Source organism: Streptomyces sp. NPDC088794, from assembly GCF_044750545.1.
Taxonomy (GTDB): domain Bacteria; phylum Actinomycetota; class Actinomycetes; order Streptomycetales; family Streptomycetaceae; genus Streptomyces.
Genome location: NZ_JBIVKB010000011.1, coordinates 345912 through 367377 on the forward strand (window position 1 = coordinate 345912; position 21466 = coordinate 367377).

Below are 21466 nucleotides of genomic sequence, written 5' to 3' on the forward strand. Positions count from 1 at the left end.
GGCGCGATTCGGGTCCGGTGCCGTCCGGGCCTTTCGATGCATTCGTGTATCGGATACATTCGCGTATCGAACGGAGGTCCGGACATGACAACCGAGGACACGGCCCCGCGCGTCACCAGGCGCCGGATCCGCACGCGCGCCAATCTCCTCGACGCCGCGTTCGCCGTCTTCGCCGCCAAGGGGTTCGGGCGCGTCTCCATCGAGGAGGTCTGCGAGGCCGCGGGCTACAGCAGAGGCGCCTTCTACTCGAACTTCGCCACCCTGGACGAGCTGTTCTTCGCGCTCTACCAGGAGCGCGCCGACCTCATCGCGGACCAGGTGTCCGGGGCGCTCGCCCTCGACGGGCCCGACCTCGACGTGCCGGCCGCCGTCGACCGGGTCACCGAGGTGCTGCTGCTCGACCGTGACTGGCTGCTGGTGAAGACGGACTTCCTCGTGCACGCCGCCCGCGACCCAGACGTCGCGAGGACCCTGCTGGAACACCGCGCGCGGCTGCGCGGCGCGATCCGCGACCGGCTCGCCCGGGCCCGCGGCCACGCCCGACTGCCCGCCGTGCTCGGCGATCTGGACAGCGCCGCGCACGCCGTGGTCGCCGCGTACGACGGAGTCACCACCCAACTGCTGCTGGACAAGGACATCGAGCGTGCGCGCGCCTGGCTCGGCCAACTGCTCACCGCGCTGCTGACCGACAGCGGCGACACCGCCGTATGAATCCGCAGTAGACAGCACCGCCGCAGACATCAATGCCTTACACATCACCGCCGTGCACATCAGCGAAAGAAGAAGGGACGGTCGCCATGGATGCCGACGTCATCGTCGTCGGAGCGGGCCTCGCGGGCCTGGTCGCCGCGCACGAACTCACCAGCCGGGGGCGGCGGGTGGCGCTGGTCGACCAGGAGAACGCCGCCAACCTCGGCGGTCAGGCCTTCTGGTCGTTCGGCGGACTCTTCCTCGTCGACTCCCCGCAGCAGCGCCGCCTCGGCATCAAGGACTCCTTCGAACTGGCCTGGAACGACTGGCAGGGCAGCGCCGGGTTCGACCGGCAGGACGACGAGGACTCCTGGGCGGTGCGCTGGGCGCGCGCGTACGTCGAGTTCGCGGCGGGCGAGAAGCGGACCTGGCTGGAGGGGCACGGCATCAAGCTGCTGCCGACCGTCGGCTGGGCCGAGCGCGGCGATCTGCGCGCCGACGGACACGGCAACTCCGTACCCCGCTTCCACATCGCCTGGGGGACCGGCACGGGCGTCGTGGAGCCGTTCGTCGAGTACGCCAAGCAGGCCAGGCGCGACGGCCTGCTGACCTTCCACCACCGGCACCGGGTCGACGCCCTGATCGTCGAGGACGGCACCGCACGCGGCGTGCGCGGCACGGTCCTCGCCGACGACGACTCACCGCGCGGCGTCCCCTCCAACCGCGACCGCGTCGGCGACTTCGAACTCACCGCCCAGGCCGTCGTCGTCACCTCCGGCGGCATCGGCGCCGACCACGACATCGTCCGCCGCTACTGGCCCGAGCGCCTGGGCACCCCGCCCGCGGAGATGGTCACCGGCGTGCCCGCCTATGTCGACGGGCGCATGCTCGACATCAGCGCCGAGGCGGGCGTACGCCTGGTCAACCGCGACCGCATGTGGCACTACACCGAGGGCATCCAGAACTGGGACCCGATCTGGCCGGGCCACGGCATCCGCATCCTGCCGGGTCCGTCGTCCATGTGGTTCGACGCGCTCGGACGCCGGCTGCCCGACCCCTGCCTGCCCGGCTACGACACCCTCAACACGCTCAAGTACCTGCGCACCACCGAGGACATCGCGGACTACGACCACTCCTGGTTCGTCCTCACCCAGAAGATCATCGAGAAGGAGTTCGCGCTCTCCGGCTCCGAGCAGAACCCCGACATCACCGCCAAGGACAAGGGCGCCGTCCTGCGCGACCGGCTGCTCGGAAAGGGCGCCCCGGGTCCGGTGGACGCGTTCCTGCGCAAGGGCGCCGACTTCGTGACCGCCCCGACCCTGGAGCAGCTCGTCGGGAAGATGAACGACCTCACGGACAAGCCGCTGCTCGACGCGGACCGGCTGCGCCGCCAGATCGAGGCCCGTGACCTCCAGCTGGCCAACCCCTACAGCAAGGACTCTCAGGTCCAGGGCATCCGCAACGCCCGCCGTTACATCGGCGACCGCCTCGGCCGCGTCGCCACCCCGCACCGCATCCTCGACCCCGCGGCCGGCCCGCTCATCGGCGTCAAGCTCCACGTCCTGACCCGCAAGACCCTCGGCGGCATCCAGACCGACCTCGACTCCCGCGCCCTGGGCGCCGACGGCACACCGATCGAGGGCCTGTACGCGGCCGGCGAGGTGGCCGGCTTCGGCGGTGGCGGCGTACACGGCTACAACGCCCTTGAGGGCACCTTCCTCGGCGGCTGCCTCTTCTCGGGCCGCGCGGCGGGCCGCGCCGCGGCACAGCAGACCGGCTGACGGAGGCGTCCGGCCCGTCTCCTCGCGCCAGGCTGCTCAGTCCTGGAGGAGGCGGGCCAGCACGGCCGCGTGGCTCTGCTCGGGCGCCTTCGCCGAGGTGAGCAGCGTGACGGGCTCCTTGGCCGCCGACTCCCGCACGCGGTCGAGGAGTTCGGCCGCCTCGGGGGAAGCCAGCTCCGCCTCGTACCGGCGCGCGAACTCCTCGTAGGACCCCTCGCCCGCGTGGTACCAGCGTCGCAGTTCGGTCGACGGGGTGAGGGCCTTGGGCCACTCGTCGACGGCCGCCGCCTCCTTGGACAGGCCGCGCGGCCACAGCCGGTCGACCAGGACGCGGACGCCGTCCTGCGGCTCGGGCGATTCGTAGACGCGACGCACACGAACGGTCACGGCCGGGCCTCTCTCCGGGGACGGGACGCTGTCCACGGTAGTTCGGGGAGGCCGGGTGACGCTTCGTGACTTGACCTGAAGGAGGGGGAAACCGTACGAGGTGCCCCTCTAGCCTGGGGCCGTTTGATCACCAGCCACCCCCTTCAAGGAGCGCATGTGGAATCCCGCCGGCAAGGCACCAGACGTACCGCCGTCCTCCGCCGCGAGGCCGTCGTCGTGACCGTCCCCGTCGCCGTCGCGGCCCTGCTCGCCGCCGCCGGACCCGCGGCGGCCGGCACCACCGGCGGATCCGGCGTCGGCGACCCGTACTTCCCGCTCGCCGGGAACGGCGGCTACCACGTCGAGCACTACGGACTCACCCTCGGTTACGACACCACCAGCCGACACCTGACCGGCACCGCGGTCCTCACCGCCCGGGCCACCCAGAAGCTCACCCGCTTCGACCTCGACTTCACGGGCCTGAAGATCACCGCGCTCAGCGTCGACCACGTCAAGGCCGGCTTCCGGCGCAGCGGGCAGGAACTCGTCGTCACCCCGCGCCACGCCCTGCACAAGGGCCAGAAGTTCCGCGTCACCGTCGCCTACAAGGGCACCCCGAAGCCGGTCACCGACCCCGACGGCTCGCCCGACGGCTGGATCCCCACTGACGACGGCGCCTTCGTCGCGGGCGAACCCCAGGGCGCGATGACCTGGTTCCCGGCGAACAACCACCCCAAGGACAAGTCCTCGTACGACATCACGATCACGGTCCCCAAGGGGCGCACCGCGGTCTCCAACGGCGTGCTCCTCGGACAGCACACCGCGCACGGGAAGACCACCTTCCGCTGGCGCCAGCGCGAGCCCATGGCCGCCTATCTGGCCACGGCCACCGTCGGGAAGTTCCAGGTCGAGCAGTACCGGACCCGGGACGGCATCCAGGTCTACAACGCGGTCGACGCGCGCGAGGCCGCCGCCGCGGCGCCCGTGCTCAAGAAGCTGCCGTCCGTGCTGGAGTGGGAGAGCAAGCTGTTCGGGCCCTACCCCTACCGCGCGGCCGGATCCATCGTCGACCACGCGCCCGACGTCGGGTACGCCCTGGAGACGCAGTCGCGACCCGTGTACGACTCCGCGCCCGACCTGAGCACCCTCGTGCACGAGAACGCCCACCAGTGGTTCGGCGACTCCGTCTCGCTGACCACCTGGAAGGACATCTGGCTCAACGAGGGCTTCGCGACCTACGCGGAGTGGCTCTACAGCGAGCAGCACGGCGGCGACAGCGCGCAGAAGTCCTTCGACAAGCTCTACGCGCGCCCGGCGAGCGACGGTCTGTGGGAGTTCCCGCCCGGCAACCCGGGCAGCGGCGCCAACATCTTCGGCACGCCGGTCTACGCCCGCGGTGCGATGACCCTGCACGAACTGCGCACGGCCGTCGGCGACCCGGCGTTCTTCCGGATCCTGCGGGCCTGGGCGGCCGAGCACCACGACGGGAACGGAACGACCGCGCAGTTCGTTCGACTCGCGGAGCGGGTGTCCGGAAAGGACCTGAACGGACTGTTCCACACCTGGCTCTACACGGCGGGCAAGCCGAACAAGCCCTAGAACCTGACGAGTTCCTGATAAGTCTGGGTCAAGGTCGAGTCATGATCACGCGCAGACCTCACGTCGCCCTGCTGGCCGCGTCCCTGCTCCTGACGGGATGCGGCAGCGGTGCCGTGGCGTCGCCGGGCCAACCGGCCGGCGCCACGGCGGAGCGCGGAGCGCCCGCCTCCACGACGACGACCCCCACCTCGCCCTCGCCGGCCATGTCCGCCGAGGCCGCCCGGCTCGAACTGCCGGGCCTCGGGCCCAAGACACTGGCCCAGGTTCCCTCCAGCGCCCGACAGGCCGTCGTGGTCACCGGCCGGGGCAAGAACTCGTCGACGTCCGAGGTCGTCCTGTACGAGCGCACCTCCACCGGCTGGGAGCCCGGCGAGAGCTGGCCCGCGCACAACGCGCTCAAGGGCTGGAGCGACCACCACATGGGCGGCGACCTGCGCTCACCGATCGGTGTGTTCGGGCTCACAGACGCCGGCGGCCTGCTCCGCGACCCCGGCACCAAGCTGACGTACGACCAGGGCTACGGCTTCCAGTCGCCCGGCACGGGCTTCGAGGGCGAGCCGCTGGAGGGCTCCTTCGACTATGTGATCGCCATCAACTACAACCGGCAGCCCGGTACTTCACCCCTGGACTGGACCCGGCCGCTCGGCGCGGGCCGTGGTGGCGGGATATGGCTCCACGTCGACCACGGGGGCCCCACGCACGGGTGCGTGAGCATCGCCGAGAAGCACATGGAGCAGCTGCTCCGGACGCTCGACCCGCGCCTCCACCCCGTCGTCGTCATGGGGGACGCCGCGTCCCTCGCCCGCTGAAGCGCTTAGGATCCGCCGGGTGTGCGCACATGTGCTGGTCGCCGAGGACGACGAGATGCAGGCCGAGCTCATCCGCCGCTCCCTGCTGGCGGAGGGCCACACCGCCACCGTCGTCCACGACGGCGCGGCGGCGCTGGACGCCGCCCGCAGGCTGAAGCCCGACCTCGTCGTCCTGGACCTGATGCTCCCGGTGATCGACGGCTTCGGCGTGTGCCGGGTGCTGCGCGGCGGCGACGCCGAGATACCCGTGCTGATGCTCACCGCGCGCTCCGAGGAGGACGACGTCCTGCTCGGCCTGGAGCTGGGCGCCGACGACTACATGACCAAGCCGTACAGCCCGCGCGAGCTGATGGCCCGGATCCGCACGGTGCTGCGGCGCAGCGGGCGCGCCGACGGCGTACGGGAGGAGCCCGTCGTCCGCGCCGCCGGGCTCACGGTGGATCCGGTGCGGCACGAGGTGCGCTGTGACGGGGTGCCGGTGGAGTGCACCCCGGCCGAGTTCCAGGTGCTGCTGGCCATGGCGGGGGAGCCGGAGCGGGTCTTCTCCCGGCGGCAGTTGCTCCAGGTCACCCGCGGGCTCGACCGGGCGTCCACGGAACGGGCCGTCGACGTCCACATCATGAACCTGCGCAAGAAGATCGAGGCCGATCCGCGACGGCCCGTACGGCTCCTGACCGTGTTCGGGGTGGGCTACAAGCTCAGCGGCGGCCGGGCGTGAAGCGCCGGATACCGCTGCGCAAGCGGCTGCTGGTACGGCTGTTGCTCACCTCGGCCCTGATCGCCGTGTGCTCGGTGGCCGCGACCGCCTGGCTCGCGGTGACGACCACCACCAGCGCGCTGAAGGAGGAGCAGGGGCAGGACCTCGCCGCCGACACCAAGATCCTCGCGCAGCTCAGCGGCTATGCCGCGACCCACCGCGACTGGTCCGCGGTGCAGAAGACCGTCACCGCCCTGGCCGCCAGGACCGGCCGGCGCATCGCGGTGACCACCACGGACCGCACACTCGTCGCCGACTCCGCGCCCCGCCGCACCTCCCTGCCGCCCCGGCCCGCCGCCACCATCGACCCCCTGCACACCGACACCTACAGCGAGTCCGGGGCCCAGCTCAGCGGGATCGATCCCCGCGCGGTGGGCCCGTACCGGCTGACGGCGGGCGAACGCAAGGAGGTGGACCTGATGATGCAGAAACTGCGGGGCTGCTACCAGCGGTTCGGCCTCGGCCAGGTGAAGATCGTGCGGGCCCCGAGCGGGCGTTCCGTCCTTCTCAACGAGGATGGAACGAGTGCCGGGATCCCCTATCAGACCGATTGCGGTTACGGGTACGACGAACCGACCAAGACGGAGAGCAGGGCCCTGTCCGCGCTCCAGCAGCGCGCCGAGTCCTGCGTGAAGGACAAGGGAGTCGGCGGCGTCGAACCCCTGTTCCTCTACCTGGACCCCACCCGCGACACCGTCCCGGGCCACTTCGTCACCTCCAAGTACGCCCGGCCCGCCGGCGCCGGAGCCGACACCGACCGCATCGTGCAGAACTGCATCGACAGCGCACGGCGCGCCCAGCTCGACCCCTACGTCGCCCCCGCGGCCGACCTGTTCCTCGGCATCGGCGACCAGACCGTGCCCCGCTTCGACATGTCCCCGGCCAACAAGGCGAAGATCGTCGGCGTGGCCGGCCTCGTCCTCGCCGTCACCGTCGCCATGACGGCGCTGGTCGCCACCCGGCTGGTCCGCCCCCTGCGCGCGCTCACGACAGCGGCCCAGCAGTCGCCGGAACAGCACGTCCGCGTCCCCGTGACCACCCGCGACGAGACCGGCATCCTGGCCGAGGCCTTCAACGACCTGACCGAACGGCGCGAGCGGATAGAGGTCCAGCGCAAGGCGATGGTCAGCGACATCGCCCATGAACTGCGCAGCCCGCTCACCAACATCCGCGGCTGGCTGGAGGTCACCCGCGACGGCGTCGTCGCCCCGGACCCCGCCCTGCTCTCCTCCCTGCACGACGAGGCGATGGTCCTCCAGCGGATCATCGACGACCTCCAGGACCTGGCGGCCGCCGACGCCGGCACCCTGCGGCTGCACCGCGAGCCGGTCCGCGCCGACGAACTGCTCGACCAGGTCGCCGCCGCCCACCGCATCGGAGCCGACACGGCCAAGGTCACCCTGCGCACCGAGACCGAGGGCGAGCCATGGCTCGACGCCGACCCGGTGCGGATGCGGCAGGCGCTGGGCAACCTGGTCTCCAACGCCGTACGGCACACACCACCGGACGGCACCGTCACACTGGCCGCCCGGCGCGTGGGCGACCAGGTCGTGTTCACGGTCCGGGACACCGGCTCGGGTATCGCGGCGGACGATCTCCCGCACGTCTTCGACCGGTTCTGGCGTGCCGAGAAGTCCCGCAGCCGCCGCACCGGCGGCAGCGGTCTGGGCCTCGCGATCGTCCGCCACCTGGTCGCCGCGCACGACGGCACGGTCGAGGCGGCGAGCGAACCCGGCGCGGGCGCGGAGTTCACCCTGCGGGTGCCGATCGCGTCCGCGCCCGCACCGGACAGCTGAGCCGCAGGCTATCCGCGGCGGGGAACCGAGCTGCGGGCCACCAGTGCCGGGGAGCCGGGCCGTGGGCTACCCGCGCTTCAGCCGTGCTTCCTCACGCCGTCGGCGCAATTGCAGCGCGCGCCGCTCCGTCTCGTCGGTGCCGCCCCAGACGCCGAGGCATTCCCCGGTGTCCAGGGCCCAGCGCAGACACCGCGCCCGCACCGGACAGCGTCCGCAGACCTCCTTCGCCTGTTCCGTCTGCAAGAGAGCCGGGCCGGAGGTGCCGATCGGGAAGAAGAGGTCGGGGTCCTCGTATCGGCATGCGGCCTGGTCTCGCCAGTCGTCCGTCAAGTCCATCAAAGTCACCTGCGATCGAAGTCGTCCGTGCCCTCGCGGATGGCTTACTCGCTTCCGGGTGACCTGTCGATGCGCAAGTGAAACCAAGGACTTCGGGGTGACGCGGATCACTGCTCGCGGATGCCCCAGGGAGAGCCGTACGCGGTCAGCAGATCGAGGTAGGGGCGGGCCGGGAACGCCTCCGGGCCGAGCACGCCGGTGCCGGACCAGGCGCCGGTGGCGAGGAGTTCGAGTGCGACCACCGGATTGACGGCGGTCTGCCACACCACGGCCTGGCTGCCGTACTCCGCCATGGACCACTGGTTGTCGACCACGTGGTACAGGTACACCTCGCGCGGTCGGCCGTCCTTCGTGCCGCGCACCCAGGTGCCCGCGCACGTCTTGCCGCGCATACGGTCGCCCAGCGTCGCGGGGTCGGGCAGACAGGCGGCCACGACGTCACGGGGCGACACGGCTACCGGCCCGGCGGCGCTCGGCACGGTGACCGGGTCGGTGCGGTCAAGGCCCAGCAGGTGCAGGGTCTTGAGCGTCTCGATGAACTCCTCGCCCAGGCCGTACTTGAAGGTGACCCGCTTCGCGTCGACCCAGCGCGGCACGAGCAGCACCTCCTCGTGCTCCACGTTCACGCACTCGACCGGGCCGATGCCCTCGGGGAAGTCGAAGACCTCGGGCTCGCTGAACGGCTCCGTGGTGTACCAGCCGCGGTCGGACTCGTAGACCACGGGCGGGTTGAGGCACTCCTCGATCGTCGTCCAGATGCTGAAGGAGGGGGCGAAGTCGTAGCCGTCCACGGTGAGGTTCGCGCCGTCGCGGACGCCGATCTCCTCGATCTCGTCGAACAGTTCGTCGGCCGCGTAGCGGGCGAAGACGTCCGACAGACCCGGCTCCACCCCCATGCCGACCAGCGCCAGCGCGCCCGCCTTCTCCCACTCCTGGGCCTGCGCGAACTGCGCGTCGCCGAGCTTCTCCCCGCACTCCTCGTACGGGCGCTCGGGGTGTGGGTGGGACAGGGACATCGCCATGTCGAGGTAGGTGGCGTCGGCGGCGCGGGCCGCCCGGAACAGGGGCAGCACGAAGCGCGGGTCGGTCGCGTTGAGGAGCACGTCGCACGCGTGCCTGCGCAGCAGCTCCGTGACCGCCGCCTCGTCGTTCGCGTCGACGCGCTCGGCCAGGAACCGGGTCTCACCGTCGCCGAGGGCCGCGACCGCCGCCTCGGCGCGGGCCAGGTCGTAGTCGGCGACCACCATCGCCTCGAAGAACGGACGCCGGGCCGCGATCCGGGTGACGGCGGTGCCGACGCCTCCGGCGCCGACGAGCAGAACACGCATGACAGATCTCCCTGTGATGGGGGTCGATGAACCGGGGCCCTGCCGCGGATACAACTCCGCCGGCTCGCGTAAGGTCAATGGCGTTGGCATAAGGAAGTGCGGTGCGCGATGCCCAAGCCCGTGGTCCCCGAGGAGCGGCGGCGCAGACGCCGGCCCACCAAGAGCGGCACCGTGCTGTCGGAGGCGCTGATCGTGGAGACGGCGCTGCGGATGCTGCGCGAGCACGGCAGCGCGGGCCTGACCGCCCGCCGTCTCGGCCTCGCCCTGGACGCCGACCCGAGCACGCTCTACCGGTACTTCCGGGGCATGGACGACCTGACCCTGGCCATCGGCGACGCGCTGATCGGCCAGGCCCTCGACGGCTGGCGTCCGACGGGGGAGTGGCGGGCGGACCTGCGCGCCATCGGCCTGCGCATCCACGCCGCCTACCTCGCCCACCCGCAGGCGGCCCTGCTCACCACCAACCGCGTCACCGGCCGCGCCCACGAACTCGCCGCCGACGAGGCGGTCCTGGACGTCCTGCGCACCGCCGGCTTCCGGCTCCCCGACACCGTGCGCGTCTACCACGCCTTCATCGACCAGACCCTGGCCTTCGCCGCCCTCGACGCGGCCTCCCTCACCCTGCCCAGCGCCGCCCTGCGCGCCGACGAGGACAAGTGGCGCTCCACCTACGCCCACCTGCCCCGCTCCACCCACCCCCGCATCGCCGAGGCGGCACCCCTGCTGGCCGGGCGGATGGTGACCAGCGCGTATCCGACAGCCCTGGAGATGCTGCTGGACAGCGCGGCGGCGCGGCTGGCGGCACTGCGGTAGCGGCGGTCCGGTGGCGTCCTCGTCGAGTTGGGCCGTATCGCTGGTTGCCGGCACCGGGCGGGGCCATCATGTGGTCCATGCGGTGCCGCGCGCGGGCGCCGGACAGGGGGAGCGCACATGAGCGCCGACAAGAAGCTGGCCATCGTCTCGGCCGTGGCACTCGTCGTGATCGTGGGCGGGGCAGTCGTACCTGCCCTGATCGTCATGCGGGAGGACAGCGCTCTCCTCGCGACCATCTTCACGTTCGTCGGAGTCCTCGTCACCGCAGTGGTCTCGCTGATCGGCGTCATGGTCAACCGCCGGTCCGAGCAGGGACTGGCGATGGCCAACCGCCGGTCCGAACAGCGCCTGGCCCAGGAGCGGGCCGAACAGCACCGTCAGCTCAAGCTGGACGCGGCGATGCGCGCGGGCCAGTTGATCGCGCCGACGGAGACGGGGCCCGCCCATCCCGCGGCGGCGGCCTCGGGACTGCTGGCGCTCAGCGAACTCGGATACGTCGAACTCGCCGTGGCACTCCTGGTGGATCTGTGGGCGGGTGACGAGCCGAGGATCTCGAACGAGACGGCGATCCTGGTGGTCGACGCCGCCCTCAGGTCCGACTCCGCCAACTCCCAGCTCATGGCGGCGGAGTTGCTCTGCCGTCATGCCACGGGGCTCACCGTCTGCCAGTCCCTGCACTGGCCGAGCGCGCTGGACGGCGGCTGGAACAGCGACTTCAAGTACCGGACCAAACTGCTCGTCATCGAGGCGTTGGTCCGTATGACCACCAACAGCCCCGCTGTCGAGGCCGCCCTGCGATCGGTCGCGGTCCGGCTGTACTGCATCTGGGAACACGAACCGGACGAGCAGATCAAGAGCTGCCTCGGCAAGCTGGTGAAGGCGGTCATCGGGCGACTGCACGAGTTCCGCTACCGCGACTTCGTGTTCGGCGCCCACCGGCTGATGATCGAGGACATGGACCGCGCGGCAGAGAGCGCCGCCGCGCATCCCGACGTCTACCTCGACAAGGTCTCTGACGAGCTGGCCCGTCAGCTGCGTGAGTGGGTGCTGACGTGCCGGGCGCAGACACAGGGACAGACTCCGGATCCGGGCTCGCTGGCCGCGGCGGCCGTCTGACCCCGCTCACCGGATCCCGAATTCCACGATCCGAGACCGCCCGTCCCCGTCTCCCTCCCGTGCTGCGATAGTGATCCCCGGCCCCGAAAGATGTATCGAGCAACCAGGAACTCCGTGGACACCAGCGAGAGCAGCACCGAGCCGCAGCCATCCGCTCAGCCGCAGCCATCCGCGCCCGTCGAGGCGAGCCCGCCGCGGGTCGGCTGGCGGCGGTGGGCGATGGACACCCGGCCGCTGCGCATCCCGGCCTACCGCCGGCTGTGGTCCTCGACGATCGTCACGGCGGTCGGCAGCCAGCTCACCGCGGTCGCGGTGCCCAAGCAGGTCTACGACATCACCGGCTCCTCGGCGTGGGTCGGCGCCGCGAGCCTGGCCGGACTGCTGCCGCTGATCGTGTTCGCGCTGTGGGGCGGCGCGGTGGCCGACACCATGGACCGCCGCAAGCTGCTCCTGATCACCAACATCGGCATCGCCGTCACCTCGCTGCTGTTCTGGCTCCAGGCCGTCACCGGGCTCGACTCCGTGGTCGTCCTGATGCTGCTGCTCGCGATGCAGCAGGCGTTCTGGGGCCTGAACGCGCCCGCCCGCAACGCCTCCATCGCCCGACTCGTCCCCGAGGAGCAGCTCCCCGCCGCCAACGCCCTCGGCTCGACCGTCATGCAGACCGGCCAGGTGGTCGGCCCGCTGCTCGCCGGTGTCCTGATCCCCGTCATCGGCCTGGCCGAGCTGTATCTGATCGACGCGCTCGCGCTGTGCGTGACGGTCTGGGCGGTCTACCAACTGCCCAAGCTGCCGCCGCTGGTGGGCTCGGCGACGCGGCGCGCGGGAGTGCGCGAGATCGTCGAAGGCTTCCGCTACCTGTCCCTGCACAAGGTGCTGCTGCTCTCCTTCCTGGCCGACATCATCGCCATGGTCTTCGGCATGCCCCGCGCCCTGTTCCCCCAGCTCGCCGCCCAGACCTACGGCTCCTACGGCGAAGGGCTCGCCCTCGGTCTGCTCTTCGCCGCGATCCCCATCGGCGCGGTGCTCGGCGGCCTCTTCTCGGGCACGTTCTCGCGGGCCCGCCGGCACGGCTGGATGGTGATCGGCGCGGTCGTCGCCTGGGGCGTCGCGATCGCCGGATTCGGACTCAGCGCCAACCTGTGGGTCGGCGCGGCCTTCCTGGCTGTGGCCGGGCTCGCCGACATGATCTCGATGGTCTTCCGCGGGGCGATCCTGCTGTCGGCGGCCACCGACGAGATGCGCGGCCGTATGCAGGGCGTCTTCACGGTCGTCGTCGCGGGCGGCCCGCGCCTCGCCGACGTCCTGCACGGCACCGCAGGCTCGGCCTTCGGCGCCCGCACGGCGGTCGTGGGCGGCGGACTCCTGGTCGTGGTGGTGATGCTGGGCCTGGCCGCGGCGGTGCCGGCCCTGCGGCGGTACCGGATCTGAGCGGGGTCCCTACAGGGCCCGCCGGTGGTTCGCGTACTCCATCAGTTTCCCCCGTGTCGTCTCCAGCCGGTGCGCGAGGATCTCGGCGACTCCGCGTACCAGCGCCATCCCGAGTGCGGGATCCTCGGCGCACAGGTGCAGCACCGCGTCCGCGTCGAACTCGTGGGCGCGTACGGGGCTGAACGCGACCGCGCCGAAGTCCCACTCGTGGGGTGGGAACAGCCAGGACCAGCCGAGCAGATCGCCGGCACCGAGGCTCGCCACGGTGACCGTTTGCAGCGCGTTGACCCGCTGGTCGAGCGAGACCGCGCCGGAGCGGATCACCCAGAAACGGTCGGCCCGGCCGCCCGCCTCGAAGATGCGGTGGTCCTCCGGGAAGGAGACCTCCCGCGCGAGGGTCATGAGGCGGTGGCGCTGGGGCGGGGGAAGGGCGGTCAGCAGTTTCGTCGCTTTGGTCATGACGCGGAGCTCCTCGCCGGCCATCGGATTCCGGTGCTTTCCCTATGCCCATTTCAGCCGCTACGGCCGTCCAGGGCACCTCGGCGGACGGGAGTTCCGATGGACGGTCCGCGGGAGGGCATGAAAAAGCCCTGGCTGGACGGGGGAGGCCAGCCAGGGCCGTCAAGCAGTGGTGCGGAGGACGGTACGGTCCACCCCGTCACCACGTATGAATGAACGGTAAACCATATGCGAGGCTTTCGCGTAGCAAAAACCCGGTCACGTGACCGGTTTCACTCTGCCACGCCGATCCCGGCTTGTCGCCCCGGAGTCAGAACTTCGTCCAGCACCCGCAGCACCGCCTCGAAAGCCACCGTCCGTACGGCCGCCTCGCGCGCCGCGTCCGGATCGGTCGCCCGTAGCTCCTCGCTCCGCACCCACCACGTCGACCGCTCCTGTTCCGCGCAGGCCCGAGCCCGCTGTAGGCGCCGCAACAGCTCGCCCGAATCCACGACATCAGTCATGGGGTCCGCCTACCCGGCTTTCGTGGGGCCATGACCGGAACTCGCGCATTCCGCAGACAGGTTTGGCGCCCCCCTTACAGGTCAGCCGCATAGATGAGTACCCGCGGTGCTCGAGCGCCGGGACCCGCGGGTGCGGCAGGTCCGGCCTTGTCGCCGAGGAAGCGCAAGGCCGGTTCTTCACCGATCAGGGAGCCAGGCGATGTGCGAGGAGCACAGCATCGAATTCCCCCAATTCGCCCAGGAGTGGCGGGAGATGGAGCCATGGCCGAATCCAGCGGCCGGTGGGCGCGCGACGCCCGTACCGGTGGGCCGAGCCGTCGCCCCAGGGTCTGAGGCGACTATCGCGTGGATGCCGGTCGATCCGGTGGTCCGGCCCGCGCAGGCCCGCAGGGCGGTCGAGCGGGCGGTCGCGGCGCGGTGCCGGGCGACCCGGACGCGCTGCGACAAGGACGCCCTGGGCGACGCCCTGCTCGTCGTCTCGGAGTTGACGACCAACGCGATCCGGCACGGCGGCGGTGTCACGGGTTTCCGTGTCGACGTCGTCGAACCCGGCGTACGCGTCTCGGTGTGCGACCGCAGTGACGAACTGCCCGTCGCCGGCGACCCGTTCGACCCGGCCGGACGCCGACGGGTCGGCGGTCGGGGCTGGCCGATCGTGTGCAGGCTGGCCCGTGACGTGCGGGTGTCCGAACTGCCCGCGGGCGGCAAGTGCATCACCGCGGTGGTGGCTCTCACCTGACGGTAACCCTCGCCCTGTGTACGCCCGTTCGAAGGGGGAAGACGGTGGCAAGCGGCAGGTGCCCGTATGCGGTCCGAACACGCACACGGGCACCTGTGTGTGAGGGCGACGGGAGGCGAGGGAGTCATGACAGAGGCGGATCGCCGGGGGGCGGACGAGAAGCGGGAACGCGCGGAGCTGGAGCGACTGCGGGCAGAGGCCCGTGAGCTGCGGGCCCGGGCCCGCGCCCACCCGCTGATATCCCAGGCGCAGGGCATTCTCCAGGAGCGCTACCGACTGCCCGACGGCGACAGCGCGTTCGGGCTCCTGCAGCGGGCCTCCCAGCGCTTCAACGTCAAACTCCGGTCCCTGGCCGACGTGGTGCTCACCGCCCCGCGACCGGACGACCTGGACACTCTGTGGTTCCCGCGGCGCGTCCGGTCCTCGGAGCCCGCGCTGAACTTCCCGGCGTCGTACCGCCCCGAGCCCGGCAACCGCGGCGCCGTCCTGAGCGCCGTGCTGAGCCAGACGCTCGCCGTGGTCGACACCTCCATGGGCAACGTCCAGGTCGCCGACCCGGTCAGGGGCGGACTGCGGTTGGAGAAGCACACCGGGCTCACCGACGACTTCGTCGACTTCTTCGCCTACGTCGGTGACGAGGGCACCTCCTGCGCGGCCGCCGCGCGCGACCTCGCCCAGGTCACCGTCGAGGACGTGTCGACGGATCCCGTGTTCACCGAGGCGGCGCGGGAGCAGATCCTCGCGGCGGGCAGCCTGGGCTGCCACAGCGTGCCGCTGACGACCATGTCGGGCCTGTGCCTCGGCATGGTCTCCGCGCACGCCGACCACACCCTGCACCGGCTGACGCAGACGCAGCTCAAGACGCTGGAGGTGATGGGCGCCGAGGCCGGCCGGTGGCTGTCCTGGCACGACCGGACGGTGGTCCTGGACGCCCTGGAGTATCTGCACGCCCTCGGCCGCAGGGGGCGCGGCACCCGGATCCGGCGGTCGTGACGCGGGCGGGACCGTACGCATGACACTCCGGGGACCGGGCACCCGAGGCCCATGAGCGAATCCGAGTTTCCACCGGAAGACCGGGCCGTCGACATGTACCTCGGCATTCTGCGCACCCGGATGGACACGGATGACTACCGGCTGTTGCTGGATGTCGTCGAACCGGTCCTCAAGGCGATCGACGAGCGACGCCTGCCCGCCCTGGACTTCGCGATCGGCGAGGAGGGCGGACACGGCGTGTCCCAGGAGATCCGGGACGAGGCGGCCCTGGTCGTCGCCGCCGCGGTCACCGGCAGGATGGACAACGAGGTCGTCGAGATCGACCTCGACGAGACCGGCCCGATCCGGGTGGTCACCGACGCGGACACCGCCGCCGACCCGGTACGGCTGGGCGAGATCGCCGACTACATCCGCAACCGGCACCGGGAGAACGAGGAACTGCGCGGCATCGCCGAGGTCAGCGGCCTGCCCACCGACTTCTGAGGCCCCGACGTCTGAGGCCGTGATTTTTGAGGCCGAGATTATTGAGGCTCTGACTTCTGAGATCCCGACCTCTGAGATCCCGCTTCACTTCGTGGCCTTCTTCACCTGTGCCGCCACCGGCACCTTCAGCGGCCGGGCCAGTCCCGTCACGGCCTCGTCGAGGCGTTGCAGATGCCTCAGCACGCGGTCGGTGACCCGCCCGTAGCGCGAGACGCCCGGCCGGTCGGATTCCAGCAGCGCGGCGATGCTCGGACCGGTCTCGACCTCGGCCTCGGCGTGCTCGTCCGCCACGTGCGCGGCGATCGCCCCGATGTTGCGCAGGATGCGGTCACCCGCCCGCCGCAGCCGGGGATCCGCGGCGATGGACGGGTTGCCTGGCAGGAGCTCGGCCGTGGCGGCGAGCGAACGCGCGTGGTACGCGCAGGTCTCCAGCAGCGCGACGACATAGCGCGCGGTGTCGCGCCGGGCCCGCAGCGGCGTCACCGGATGGGTGAGCGGCTGGGTCGCGGCGCGCAGATCTGCCAGCGCCTGGTCCAGATCGCGGGCCATCTCGAGCAGATCGATCGCGGGCCCGCCGCTGAGCTGGTCGACCGCGGCCTCGGTGACATCGGAGAGCCGGTCGAGGACGGTACCGAGCAGGTCGTTGGTACGACGGTCCGTGTGCACCGGCAGCACGAACGCGGCCGTGATGATCCCGCAGGCCGCGCCCAGCGCCGTCTCCTCCACGCGCAGGATCAGCACCGACAGGCTGTAGGTGTGCAGCAGGGTGTACAGCAGCCCCAGGGCCGCGGTGACGAAGAACGACATCAGCGTGTACGACAGCGGCGCGGTGTAGAACATCGCGAACACGAACAGCAGCACCAGCGCGAAGGCCGTCCAGGTGTGATGGCCGACCAGGCCCGCCAGAAGCAGTCCCGCCACCACGCCGAGCACGGTGCCCAGCAGCCGCCGGTAGCCCTTGACCAGGATCTCGCCGGTGGACGCGGTGTTGATGAACACGATCCAGCAGGTCAGGACCGCCCAGTACCAGCGCTGGCTGGAGAGGAACTCGCCGCCCACGATCGCCAGCGACGACCCGACCGCCACCTGCACGGCCGCCCGCGTGGTGGGCCGCCGCAGCCCCGTCGGCTCCTCCTCGGGCTCCTCCTCACCCGCGTCGATCGCCAGGTCCTCGGCGTCCAGCTCCTCGCGCGAACGCGTCGTCGACGGGGTGTCGTCCGACTCGTCCTGCGGCCCGTCCAGCGCGATCCGCAGCCCCAGCACCGCACGGGCGGCCTCGCCGATGCCCCGGAACACGTCCTGGACGGCGGTCGGCGCCTTGGGCAGGTTCTCCTCGTCGCGGTAGCCGAGCAGCCGGTTGCGCACATGCGCCAGGCCCGTCCCCGAACCCCCGGACACCGGCCGCAGGACCAGCAGGCGCAGCGCCTCCAGATCCCGGCGCAGGATGGCGGTCGCCTCGTCGCCCACGGGCAGCCGGCCGCCCGGCGGCGGCACCGGGGCGCCCGGCAGATGCAGGGTCAGCGTGTCCGCGCGCTCGGCACTGCGCGCGGTGAGCAGCAGCAGACCCAGACGCTCGGCGGCGATCTCCGCGTCCGCGATACGCCGCTGCACGAGCCGCGCGACGGCTTCGTCGGCGGTGCCCTGCTCCAGCCGGCCCTGGATCATCATCGCCGTCTCGTGCAGCCGAGCGGTGCCCTCGCGCAGGTGCTCCAGAGCCGTCTCGGCGTCGTCGGGACCGGCGTCGAGCAGCTCCAGCTGCGCGGACACGAGCTGGGCCAGCCGGGCGCGGAAGGCGTCCCGCAGCCGCCCCAGGATGCCCTCGGGCGTCTCCGGTACGAGCACGAAACGCACCAGGGCGCTGGCGGCGAAGGCGATCCCGACCACCCCGTACAGCTGGGGGAGGGTCGAGAGGGTGGCGCCGACGAACAGGGACAGGAAGTAGGTCTGGAAGCCGATCAGGCCCAGCGCGGTGCCCCGGTCCCCGTACCGGCGGCCGTAGACGGCGCAGAAGATGAGCACCACGAAGAAGACGTCACCGCCGACCACGCGTGAGTGCAGCACCGCGGCCAGGGTCAATGAGGCGAACGCCACCGGGAGGCCCAGGGCGAGGGTCACCGCCTGCTGGGCGCGCTCCTTCTCGCGGATGGCGAAGGTGGCGACCATCGCCGCGATGGCGCCGCCCACCAGGTGCGACACGTCGGCGCGCAGGAGTCCCAGCACGGCCAGGGTGAGGGCGATGGCAGCCACGGTCCGCAGACCCGCGGTCAGTCGCAGCAGTCCGGGATCGGATGCCGCGACGAGATCGCGCGACCGCGCCCGGAGCGTTGCTGCCACTGCCCTCACGCCGCCGTACTCACTCCCGTCCCCGTCTCACGTCAAGATCCCGTCCCAGCATGGCACGCCGGGACGGGAGCGTCCGCACCGCGTCAGGCCTTCTCGGGGTCGGACCCCTCGACCTGCTCCCGCACCTGCTCGGGCGTCAGATAGGAGTTGGTGTACTCGAAGTCCTTGAGCGTGGCGGGCTTGCGGGACTGGAAACCGGTGCGGACGAAATCGTCGCCCGCGACCGCGTTGAGCACCCAGTTCGTCATCACCCGGGTCTTGGCGACGCCCGTGCGCAGCGCCGACCAGTGGTAGCCGCGGGCCACGGCCTGGGCGGGCAGACCGCGCAGTTCGATGCCGAGCGGCTTGGAGACGGCGTCCTTGCCGCCAAGGTCGACGACCAGGCCGAGGTCCCGGTGGACGTACGGGGTCAGCGGCTTGTTGCGCAGGGTCGCCATGACGTTGTCGGCGACGTGCCTGCCCTGCCGCATGGCGTGCTGGGCGGTGGGCGGGCAGATCGCGCTGTCGTCGTCCTTGGCCTTGTCGGGCACCGCGGCGGAGTCGCCGAGCGCGAAGACGCCGTCCTGGCCCGGCAGGTTCATCTCCGCGGCGACCGCGAGGCGGCCGCGGACCGTCTCGGCGCCGAGAGTGGCGATGAGCGGGCTCGCGACGACACCGGCGGTCCAGATCAGGGTGCGGGTGGGCACCACCCGGCCGTCGGTGAAGGTCACCTCCTCGGGACCCGCCTTCGCGATGGAGACACCCAGCGAGATGTCGATGCCGCGCTTGCGCAGGATCGTCTGGGCGCTGGTGCCGAGCTTGTCGCCCAGTTCGGGCATCAGCTTCGGGGCGATGTCGATCAGGTGCCACTTGATGAGCGCCGGGTCGATGCGTGGGTAGCGCTTGACCGCGGCGTGAGTGAGCTTCTGCAGACAGGCCGCCGTCTCCGTGCCGGCGTATCCGCCGCCCACGACCACGAACTGGAGCCGCGAGGCCCGCTCGGCCGGGTCGTCGCTCGCGTCGGCCAGGTCGAGCTGGGAGATGACGTGGTCGCGGACGTAGGCGGCTTCCGCGAGGGTCTTCATCCCGTACGCGTGCTCGGTGAGACCCGGGATGTCGAAGGTGCGGGTGATGCTGCCGGGCGTCAGCACGATGTAGTCGTAGGGCTCGTTGACGATCTCGTCGGTGATGGTGCGGATGACGCAGACCTTGGACTTGAGGTCCACGCCGATCGCTCCGCCCGGAATGATCCGGGTGCGGTACTTCTTGCTGCGCCGCAACGAGACGGCGATCGACTGGGGCGTCAGCACCCCGGAGGCGACCTGGGGCAGCAGGGGCAGGTAGAGCTGGTAGGAGAACGGCGTCACCAGGGTGACGTCGGCCTCGTCGGGCGCGAGCTTCCGCTCAAGTCGGCGTACGCACTCCACGCCGGCGAAGCCTGCGCCGACCACCAGGATCCTGGGTCGTGTCACGGTGTTCATCCCTTTCTGCGGCTCCAGGCGGTCTGCATCGGACGGCCTTCGCATGCCCGTGGATCGCTGCTTCGCACCACATCGATCCCACCGTGTCCCCAGCCGTTCCGCCAGTTGGGCGCGGCAGGCAGACGAACGCGTCGAGCACAACCATGCCCGCCCGGCCGCCGAAACGCACCGGATGGGAGGTGAAAGATCAGGGCCGCGCGATCTCTTGACGGTCTGTTGGTCTGGTCCTACCGTCCCCCTCACTTGTTCAAATCAGGGACCAAAGTTCATGTACGTGAATTGTGCGTGAATGGCGGTCACCCCCCACACTCCTCGGGAGGCAGAATGCTCACACGCCTGCGCGCACTCGTCGTCACCACGATCGTGGGCGCCACGTCACTGCTCGCCGCCCCACACGCCCTGGCCGAAGTGGAGCCGGGCGGCTGGGTCTCCGTCTCGCCCAGCTACACCGAGCAGGAACGCGGCTGCGGACAGATCAGCGGCCTGACGTTCCAGCTCACCTGCTCCACGGCCAGCGGTGACCAGCGGGCTGAACGACGCTACGCCACCTACACCGGTGGCACGCGTCAGTTCGAGGGCTCGTTCCGCATCACCAGCCTCAGCGGCACCCGGATCAGCCTCAAGCAGACCTTCAACGAATCCGCCGCCGGGCCCTACTTCATGCTCGCCGTCGAACGTGGCGGCCGGCTCTACGCGGTGCACGGCGGCGCCACGCTCTCCAACGCCGGCACCGTCGGCGCCACCGTCCGGGTCAACACCGTCCACCAGGTCGGAAGCCAGCACCGCACCTACATCAACGGCTCCCTCGCGCACACCTACGCCAGCCCCGGCGGCAGCTTCTACGACAAGTTCGGTGCCTACCGCACCGACAGCGGCAACGGACCGGCCACCGTGGTGTGGAGCAACGTCCACTTCTGGCGGAAGTAGCCGACGCCGGATGCGTGTCCTGACACGCCTTGCGGTGCCGACAGTGCTGCTCCTGGCACTGTCGGCCTGCTCGGCATCCCAACAGGCAGAGCCGGAGCGGCCCTTGCGGGCGGCCCTGACCACGCCCACCGACGTCGACCTCACGTGGCGGGACGAGCGCGCCGCGGTCGCGGGCCATGCGCTGGAGTACGCCGCCGCCCCGCAGGGCCCCTACACCGTGCTCCAGTACCTGGACCACGGGGTGACGACCTATCGGCATCCCGACCTGATGCCCGACACGACCTTCTACTACCGGCTGCGGACCTACCGCGGCCCCGCGTCCACCCCGGTGGCCGTCGATCTCCCCGCCGGCGACTGGACGGCCGACGAGGAGAACGCCGACCACGACTGGCTGCCCGCCCGTACCCGGCCCGGACACCAGGGCGCAGAGCGCGCCCTGCCCGCCGGGGCGCCGACGGACCTGCGCGCCGTCGTCAAGGAGGCCAACGGCATCCTGTTCACCTGGACCGACAACTCCGCCGACGAGGACGGCTTCCTGCTGGAGATCCGCAGACAGGGCAGCAAGGCGTACGCGCCCGTCGCCGTGCTCGACCCGGACATCAACTCCACCGGCCTGGTCACCCTGCCCGAGGAGAAGCACGCCTCCTACCGGATCCGCGCCTTCGCATACGGCGAGCGGTCCAACGTCGTCCACCTGACCACGGGGGAGTAGCGCTCGCCCGACCGGTGCTACACCA

General features: G+C 71.2%; 21 protein-coding genes. 14 read left to right on the forward strand and 7 right to left on the reverse strand.

The genetic code is table 11. The annotated features are described in order from the left end of the window. The first annotated feature begins 84 nt into the window (after positions 1–84). The gene (locus ACIP6U_RS29500) at positions 85–711 is read left to right on the forward strand and encodes a TetR/AcrR family transcriptional regulator (RefSeq protein ID WP_401723798.1); all 627 of its coding nucleotides are present in this window, start codon (positions 85–87) and stop codon (positions 709–711) included. 86 nt (positions 712–797) lie between these two features. Continuing rightward, on the forward strand, positions 798–2471 hold the full coding sequence (locus ACIP6U_RS29505) for an FAD-binding dehydrogenase (protein WP_401723801.1): 1674 nt from the start codon (positions 798–800) through the stop codon (positions 2469–2471). A 36-nt stretch (positions 2472–2507) separates the two neighbouring features. Here ACIP6U_RS29505 and ACIP6U_RS29510 read toward each other — a convergent pair whose 3' ends face one another. Beyond that, on the reverse strand, positions 2508–2858 hold the full coding sequence (locus ACIP6U_RS29510; protein WP_401723804.1) for a DUF488 domain-containing protein: 351 nt from the start codon (positions 2856–2858) through the stop codon (positions 2508–2510). A 156-nt stretch (positions 2859–3014) separates the two neighbouring features. On the opposite strand from ACIP6U_RS29510, the gene ACIP6U_RS29515 reads away from it, so the two are divergent. Genes ACIP6U_RS29515 through ACIP6U_RS29530 form a run of 4 tightly spaced genes read left to right on the forward strand, consistent with a single transcriptional unit; the run spans position 3015 to position 7798 of the window. Next, a complete protein-coding gene (locus tag ACIP6U_RS29515) occupies positions 3015–4436 on the forward strand; it encodes a M1 family metallopeptidase (protein WP_401723806.1) in 1422 nt (473 codons plus the stop codon). 41 nt (positions 4437–4477) lie between these two features. Further along, positions 4478–5245: a L,D-transpeptidase family protein gene (locus tag ACIP6U_RS29520; protein WP_401723809.1), complete on the forward strand. Its 768-nt coding sequence runs from the start codon at positions 4478–4480 to the stop codon at positions 5243–5245. Between the two features lie 19 nt (positions 5246–5264). After that, positions 5265–5963: a response regulator transcription factor gene (locus ACIP6U_RS29525; protein WP_401723812.1), complete on the forward strand. Its 699-nt coding sequence runs from the start codon at positions 5265–5267 to the stop codon at positions 5961–5963. After that, entirely contained in the window at positions 5960–7798 is a 1839-nt protein-coding gene (locus tag ACIP6U_RS29530; RefSeq protein ID WP_401723814.1) for a sensor histidine kinase, read from the forward strand. Before ACIP6U_RS29525 ends, ACIP6U_RS29530 begins: the two co-directional genes overlap by 4 nt. Before the next feature lie 66 nt (positions 7799–7864). Here ACIP6U_RS29530 and ACIP6U_RS29535 read toward each other — a convergent pair whose 3' ends face one another. Together ACIP6U_RS29535 and ACIP6U_RS29540 are read right to left on the reverse strand one after the other, a co-directional pair. Continuing rightward, positions 7865–8134 (reverse strand): WhiB family transcriptional regulator, encoded by a 270-nt coding sequence (locus ACIP6U_RS29535; RefSeq protein ID WP_401723817.1) that lies wholly within the window; start codon positions 8132–8134, stop codon positions 7865–7867. Positions 8135–8241: 107 nt separating this feature from the next. Next, positions 8242–9462: a saccharopine dehydrogenase family protein gene (locus ACIP6U_RS29540; RefSeq protein ID WP_401723820.1), complete on the reverse strand. Its 1221-nt coding sequence runs from the start codon at positions 9460–9462 to the stop codon at positions 8242–8244. 108 nt (positions 9463–9570) lie between these two features. Here ACIP6U_RS29540 and ACIP6U_RS29545 point away from each other — a divergent pair, with 108 nt between their 5' ends. From ACIP6U_RS29545 to ACIP6U_RS29555, 3 genes are all read left to right on the forward strand, one after another. Continuing rightward, complete coding sequence (locus ACIP6U_RS29545; RefSeq protein ID WP_401723823.1) at positions 9571–10275, forward strand: TetR/AcrR family transcriptional regulator; 705 nt, start codon at positions 9571–9573, stop codon at positions 10273–10275. 117 nt (positions 10276–10392) lie between these two features. Further along, complete coding sequence (locus tag ACIP6U_RS29550) at positions 10393–11391, forward strand: hypothetical protein (protein WP_401723826.1); 999 nt, start codon at positions 10393–10395, stop codon at positions 11389–11391. Between the two features lie 114 nt (positions 11392–11505). Further along, positions 11506–12822: an MFS transporter gene (locus ACIP6U_RS29555; protein ID WP_401723829.1), complete on the forward strand. Its 1317-nt coding sequence runs from the start codon at positions 11506–11508 to the stop codon at positions 12820–12822. A gap of 9 nt (positions 12823–12831) precedes the next feature. Here ACIP6U_RS29555 and ACIP6U_RS29560 read toward each other — a convergent pair whose 3' ends face one another. Further along, the gene (locus ACIP6U_RS29560) at positions 12832–13281 is read right to left on the reverse strand and encodes a cyclic nucleotide-binding domain-containing protein (RefSeq protein ID WP_401723832.1); all 450 of its coding nucleotides are present in this window, start codon (positions 13279–13281) and stop codon (positions 12832–12834) included. 272 nt (positions 13282–13553) lie between these two features. Continuing rightward, positions 13554–13784 carry a hypothetical protein gene (locus ACIP6U_RS29565; RefSeq protein ID WP_401723835.1) on the reverse strand — a complete coding sequence of 77 codons (231 nt, stop codon included), beginning with the start codon at positions 13782–13784 and terminating at the stop codon, positions 13554–13556. 349 nt (positions 13785–14133) lie between these two features. Between ACIP6U_RS29565 and ACIP6U_RS29570 the strand changes: the two genes are divergently transcribed. The 3 genes from ACIP6U_RS29570 to ACIP6U_RS29580 all read left to right on the forward strand — a co-directional run bounded on the left by ACIP6U_RS29570 (position 14134) and on the right by ACIP6U_RS29580 (position 15999). After that, the gene (locus ACIP6U_RS29570) at positions 14134–14523 is read left to right on the forward strand and encodes an ATP-binding protein (protein ID WP_401723837.1); all 390 of its coding nucleotides are present in this window, start codon (positions 14134–14136) and stop codon (positions 14521–14523) included. A 126-nt stretch (positions 14524–14649) separates the two neighbouring features. Continuing rightward, positions 14650–15516, forward strand: a complete 867-nt coding sequence (locus ACIP6U_RS29575) for an ANTAR domain-containing protein (protein ID WP_401723840.1) — start codon at positions 14650–14652, stop codon at positions 15514–15516. A gap of 51 nt (positions 15517–15567) precedes the next feature. Beyond that, entirely contained in the window at positions 15568–15999 is a 432-nt protein-coding gene (locus ACIP6U_RS29580; RefSeq protein ID WP_401723842.1) for a hypothetical protein, read from the forward strand. Between the two features lie 84 nt (positions 16000–16083). On the opposite strand, the gene ACIP6U_RS29585 is transcribed toward ACIP6U_RS29580, so the two are convergent. Continuing rightward, on the reverse strand, positions 16084–18333 hold the full coding sequence (locus tag ACIP6U_RS29585) for an FUSC family protein (protein WP_401723845.1): 2250 nt from the start codon (positions 18331–18333) through the stop codon (positions 16084–16086). A 92-nt stretch (positions 18334–18425) separates the two neighbouring features. Then, on the reverse strand, positions 18426–19802 hold the full coding sequence (locus tag ACIP6U_RS29590) for an NAD(P)/FAD-dependent oxidoreductase (RefSeq protein WP_401723847.1): 1377 nt from the start codon (positions 19800–19802) through the stop codon (positions 18426–18428). 324 nt (positions 19803–20126) lie between these two features. On the opposite strand from ACIP6U_RS29590, the gene ACIP6U_RS29595 reads away from it, so the two are divergent. Together ACIP6U_RS29595 and ACIP6U_RS29600 are read left to right on the forward strand one after the other, a co-directional pair. Then, positions 20127–20729 carry a hypothetical protein gene (locus tag ACIP6U_RS29595; protein ID WP_401723849.1) on the forward strand — a complete coding sequence of 201 codons (603 nt, stop codon included), beginning with the start codon at positions 20127–20129 and terminating at the stop codon, positions 20727–20729. A gap of 10 nt (positions 20730–20739) precedes the next feature. Beyond that, entirely contained in the window at positions 20740–21441 is a 702-nt protein-coding gene (locus tag ACIP6U_RS29600) for a fibronectin type III domain-containing protein (RefSeq protein ID WP_401723852.1), read from the forward strand. Positions 21442–21466: the final 25 nt, after the last annotated feature.

Bases quoted from the DNA above. Each gene is read 5' to 3' on its own strand.
- ACIP6U_RS29575 (WP_401723840.1), top strand. From the start codon at position 14,650: ATGACAGAGGCGGATCGCCGGGGGGCGGACGAGAAGCGGGAACGCGCG.
- ACIP6U_RS29565 (WP_401723835.1), bottom strand. From the start codon at position 13,784: ATGACTGATGTCGTGGATTCGGGCGAGCTGTTGCGGCGCCTACAGCGG.
- ACIP6U_RS29535 (WP_401723817.1), bottom strand. From the start codon at position 8,134: ATGGACTTGACGGACGACTGGCGAGACCAGGCCGCATGCCGATACGAG.
- ACIP6U_RS29600 (WP_401723852.1), top strand. From the start codon at position 20,740: ATGCGTGTCCTGACACGCCTTGCGGTGCCGACAGTGCTGCTCCTGGCA.
- ACIP6U_RS29520 (WP_401723809.1), top strand. From the start codon at position 4,478: ATGATCACGCGCAGACCTCACGTCGCCCTGCTGGCCGCGTCCCTGCTC.
- ACIP6U_RS29580 (WP_401723842.1), top strand. From the start codon at position 15,568: ATGAGCGAATCCGAGTTTCCACCGGAAGACCGGGCCGTCGACATGTAC.
- ACIP6U_RS29505 (WP_401723801.1), top strand. From the start codon at position 798: ATGGATGCCGACGTCATCGTCGTCGGAGCGGGCCTCGCGGGCCTGGTC.
- ACIP6U_RS29595 (WP_401723849.1), top strand. From the start codon at position 20,127: ATGCTCACACGCCTGCGCGCACTCGTCGTCACCACGATCGTGGGCGCC.
- ACIP6U_RS29545 (WP_401723823.1), top strand. From the start codon at position 9,571: ATGCCCAAGCCCGTGGTCCCCGAGGAGCGGCGGCGCAGACGCCGGCCC.
- ACIP6U_RS29540 (WP_401723820.1), bottom strand. From the start codon at position 9,462: ATGCGTGTTCTGCTCGTCGGCGCCGGAGGCGTCGGCACCGCCGTCACC.
- ACIP6U_RS29500 (WP_401723798.1), top strand. From the start codon at position 85: ATGACAACCGAGGACACGGCCCCGCGCGTCACCAGGCGCCGGATCCGC.
- ACIP6U_RS29590 (WP_401723847.1), bottom strand. From the start codon at position 19,802: ATGAACACCGTGACACGACCCAGGATCCTGGTGGTCGGCGCAGGCTTC.
- ACIP6U_RS29560 (WP_401723832.1), bottom strand. From the start codon at position 13,281: ATGACCAAAGCGACGAAACTGCTGACCGCCCTTCCCCCGCCCCAGCGC.
- ACIP6U_RS29570 (WP_401723837.1), top strand. From the start codon at position 14,134: ATGCCGGTCGATCCGGTGGTCCGGCCCGCGCAGGCCCGCAGGGCGGTC.
- ACIP6U_RS29550 (WP_401723826.1), top strand. From the start codon at position 10,393: ATGAGCGCCGACAAGAAGCTGGCCATCGTCTCGGCCGTGGCACTCGTC.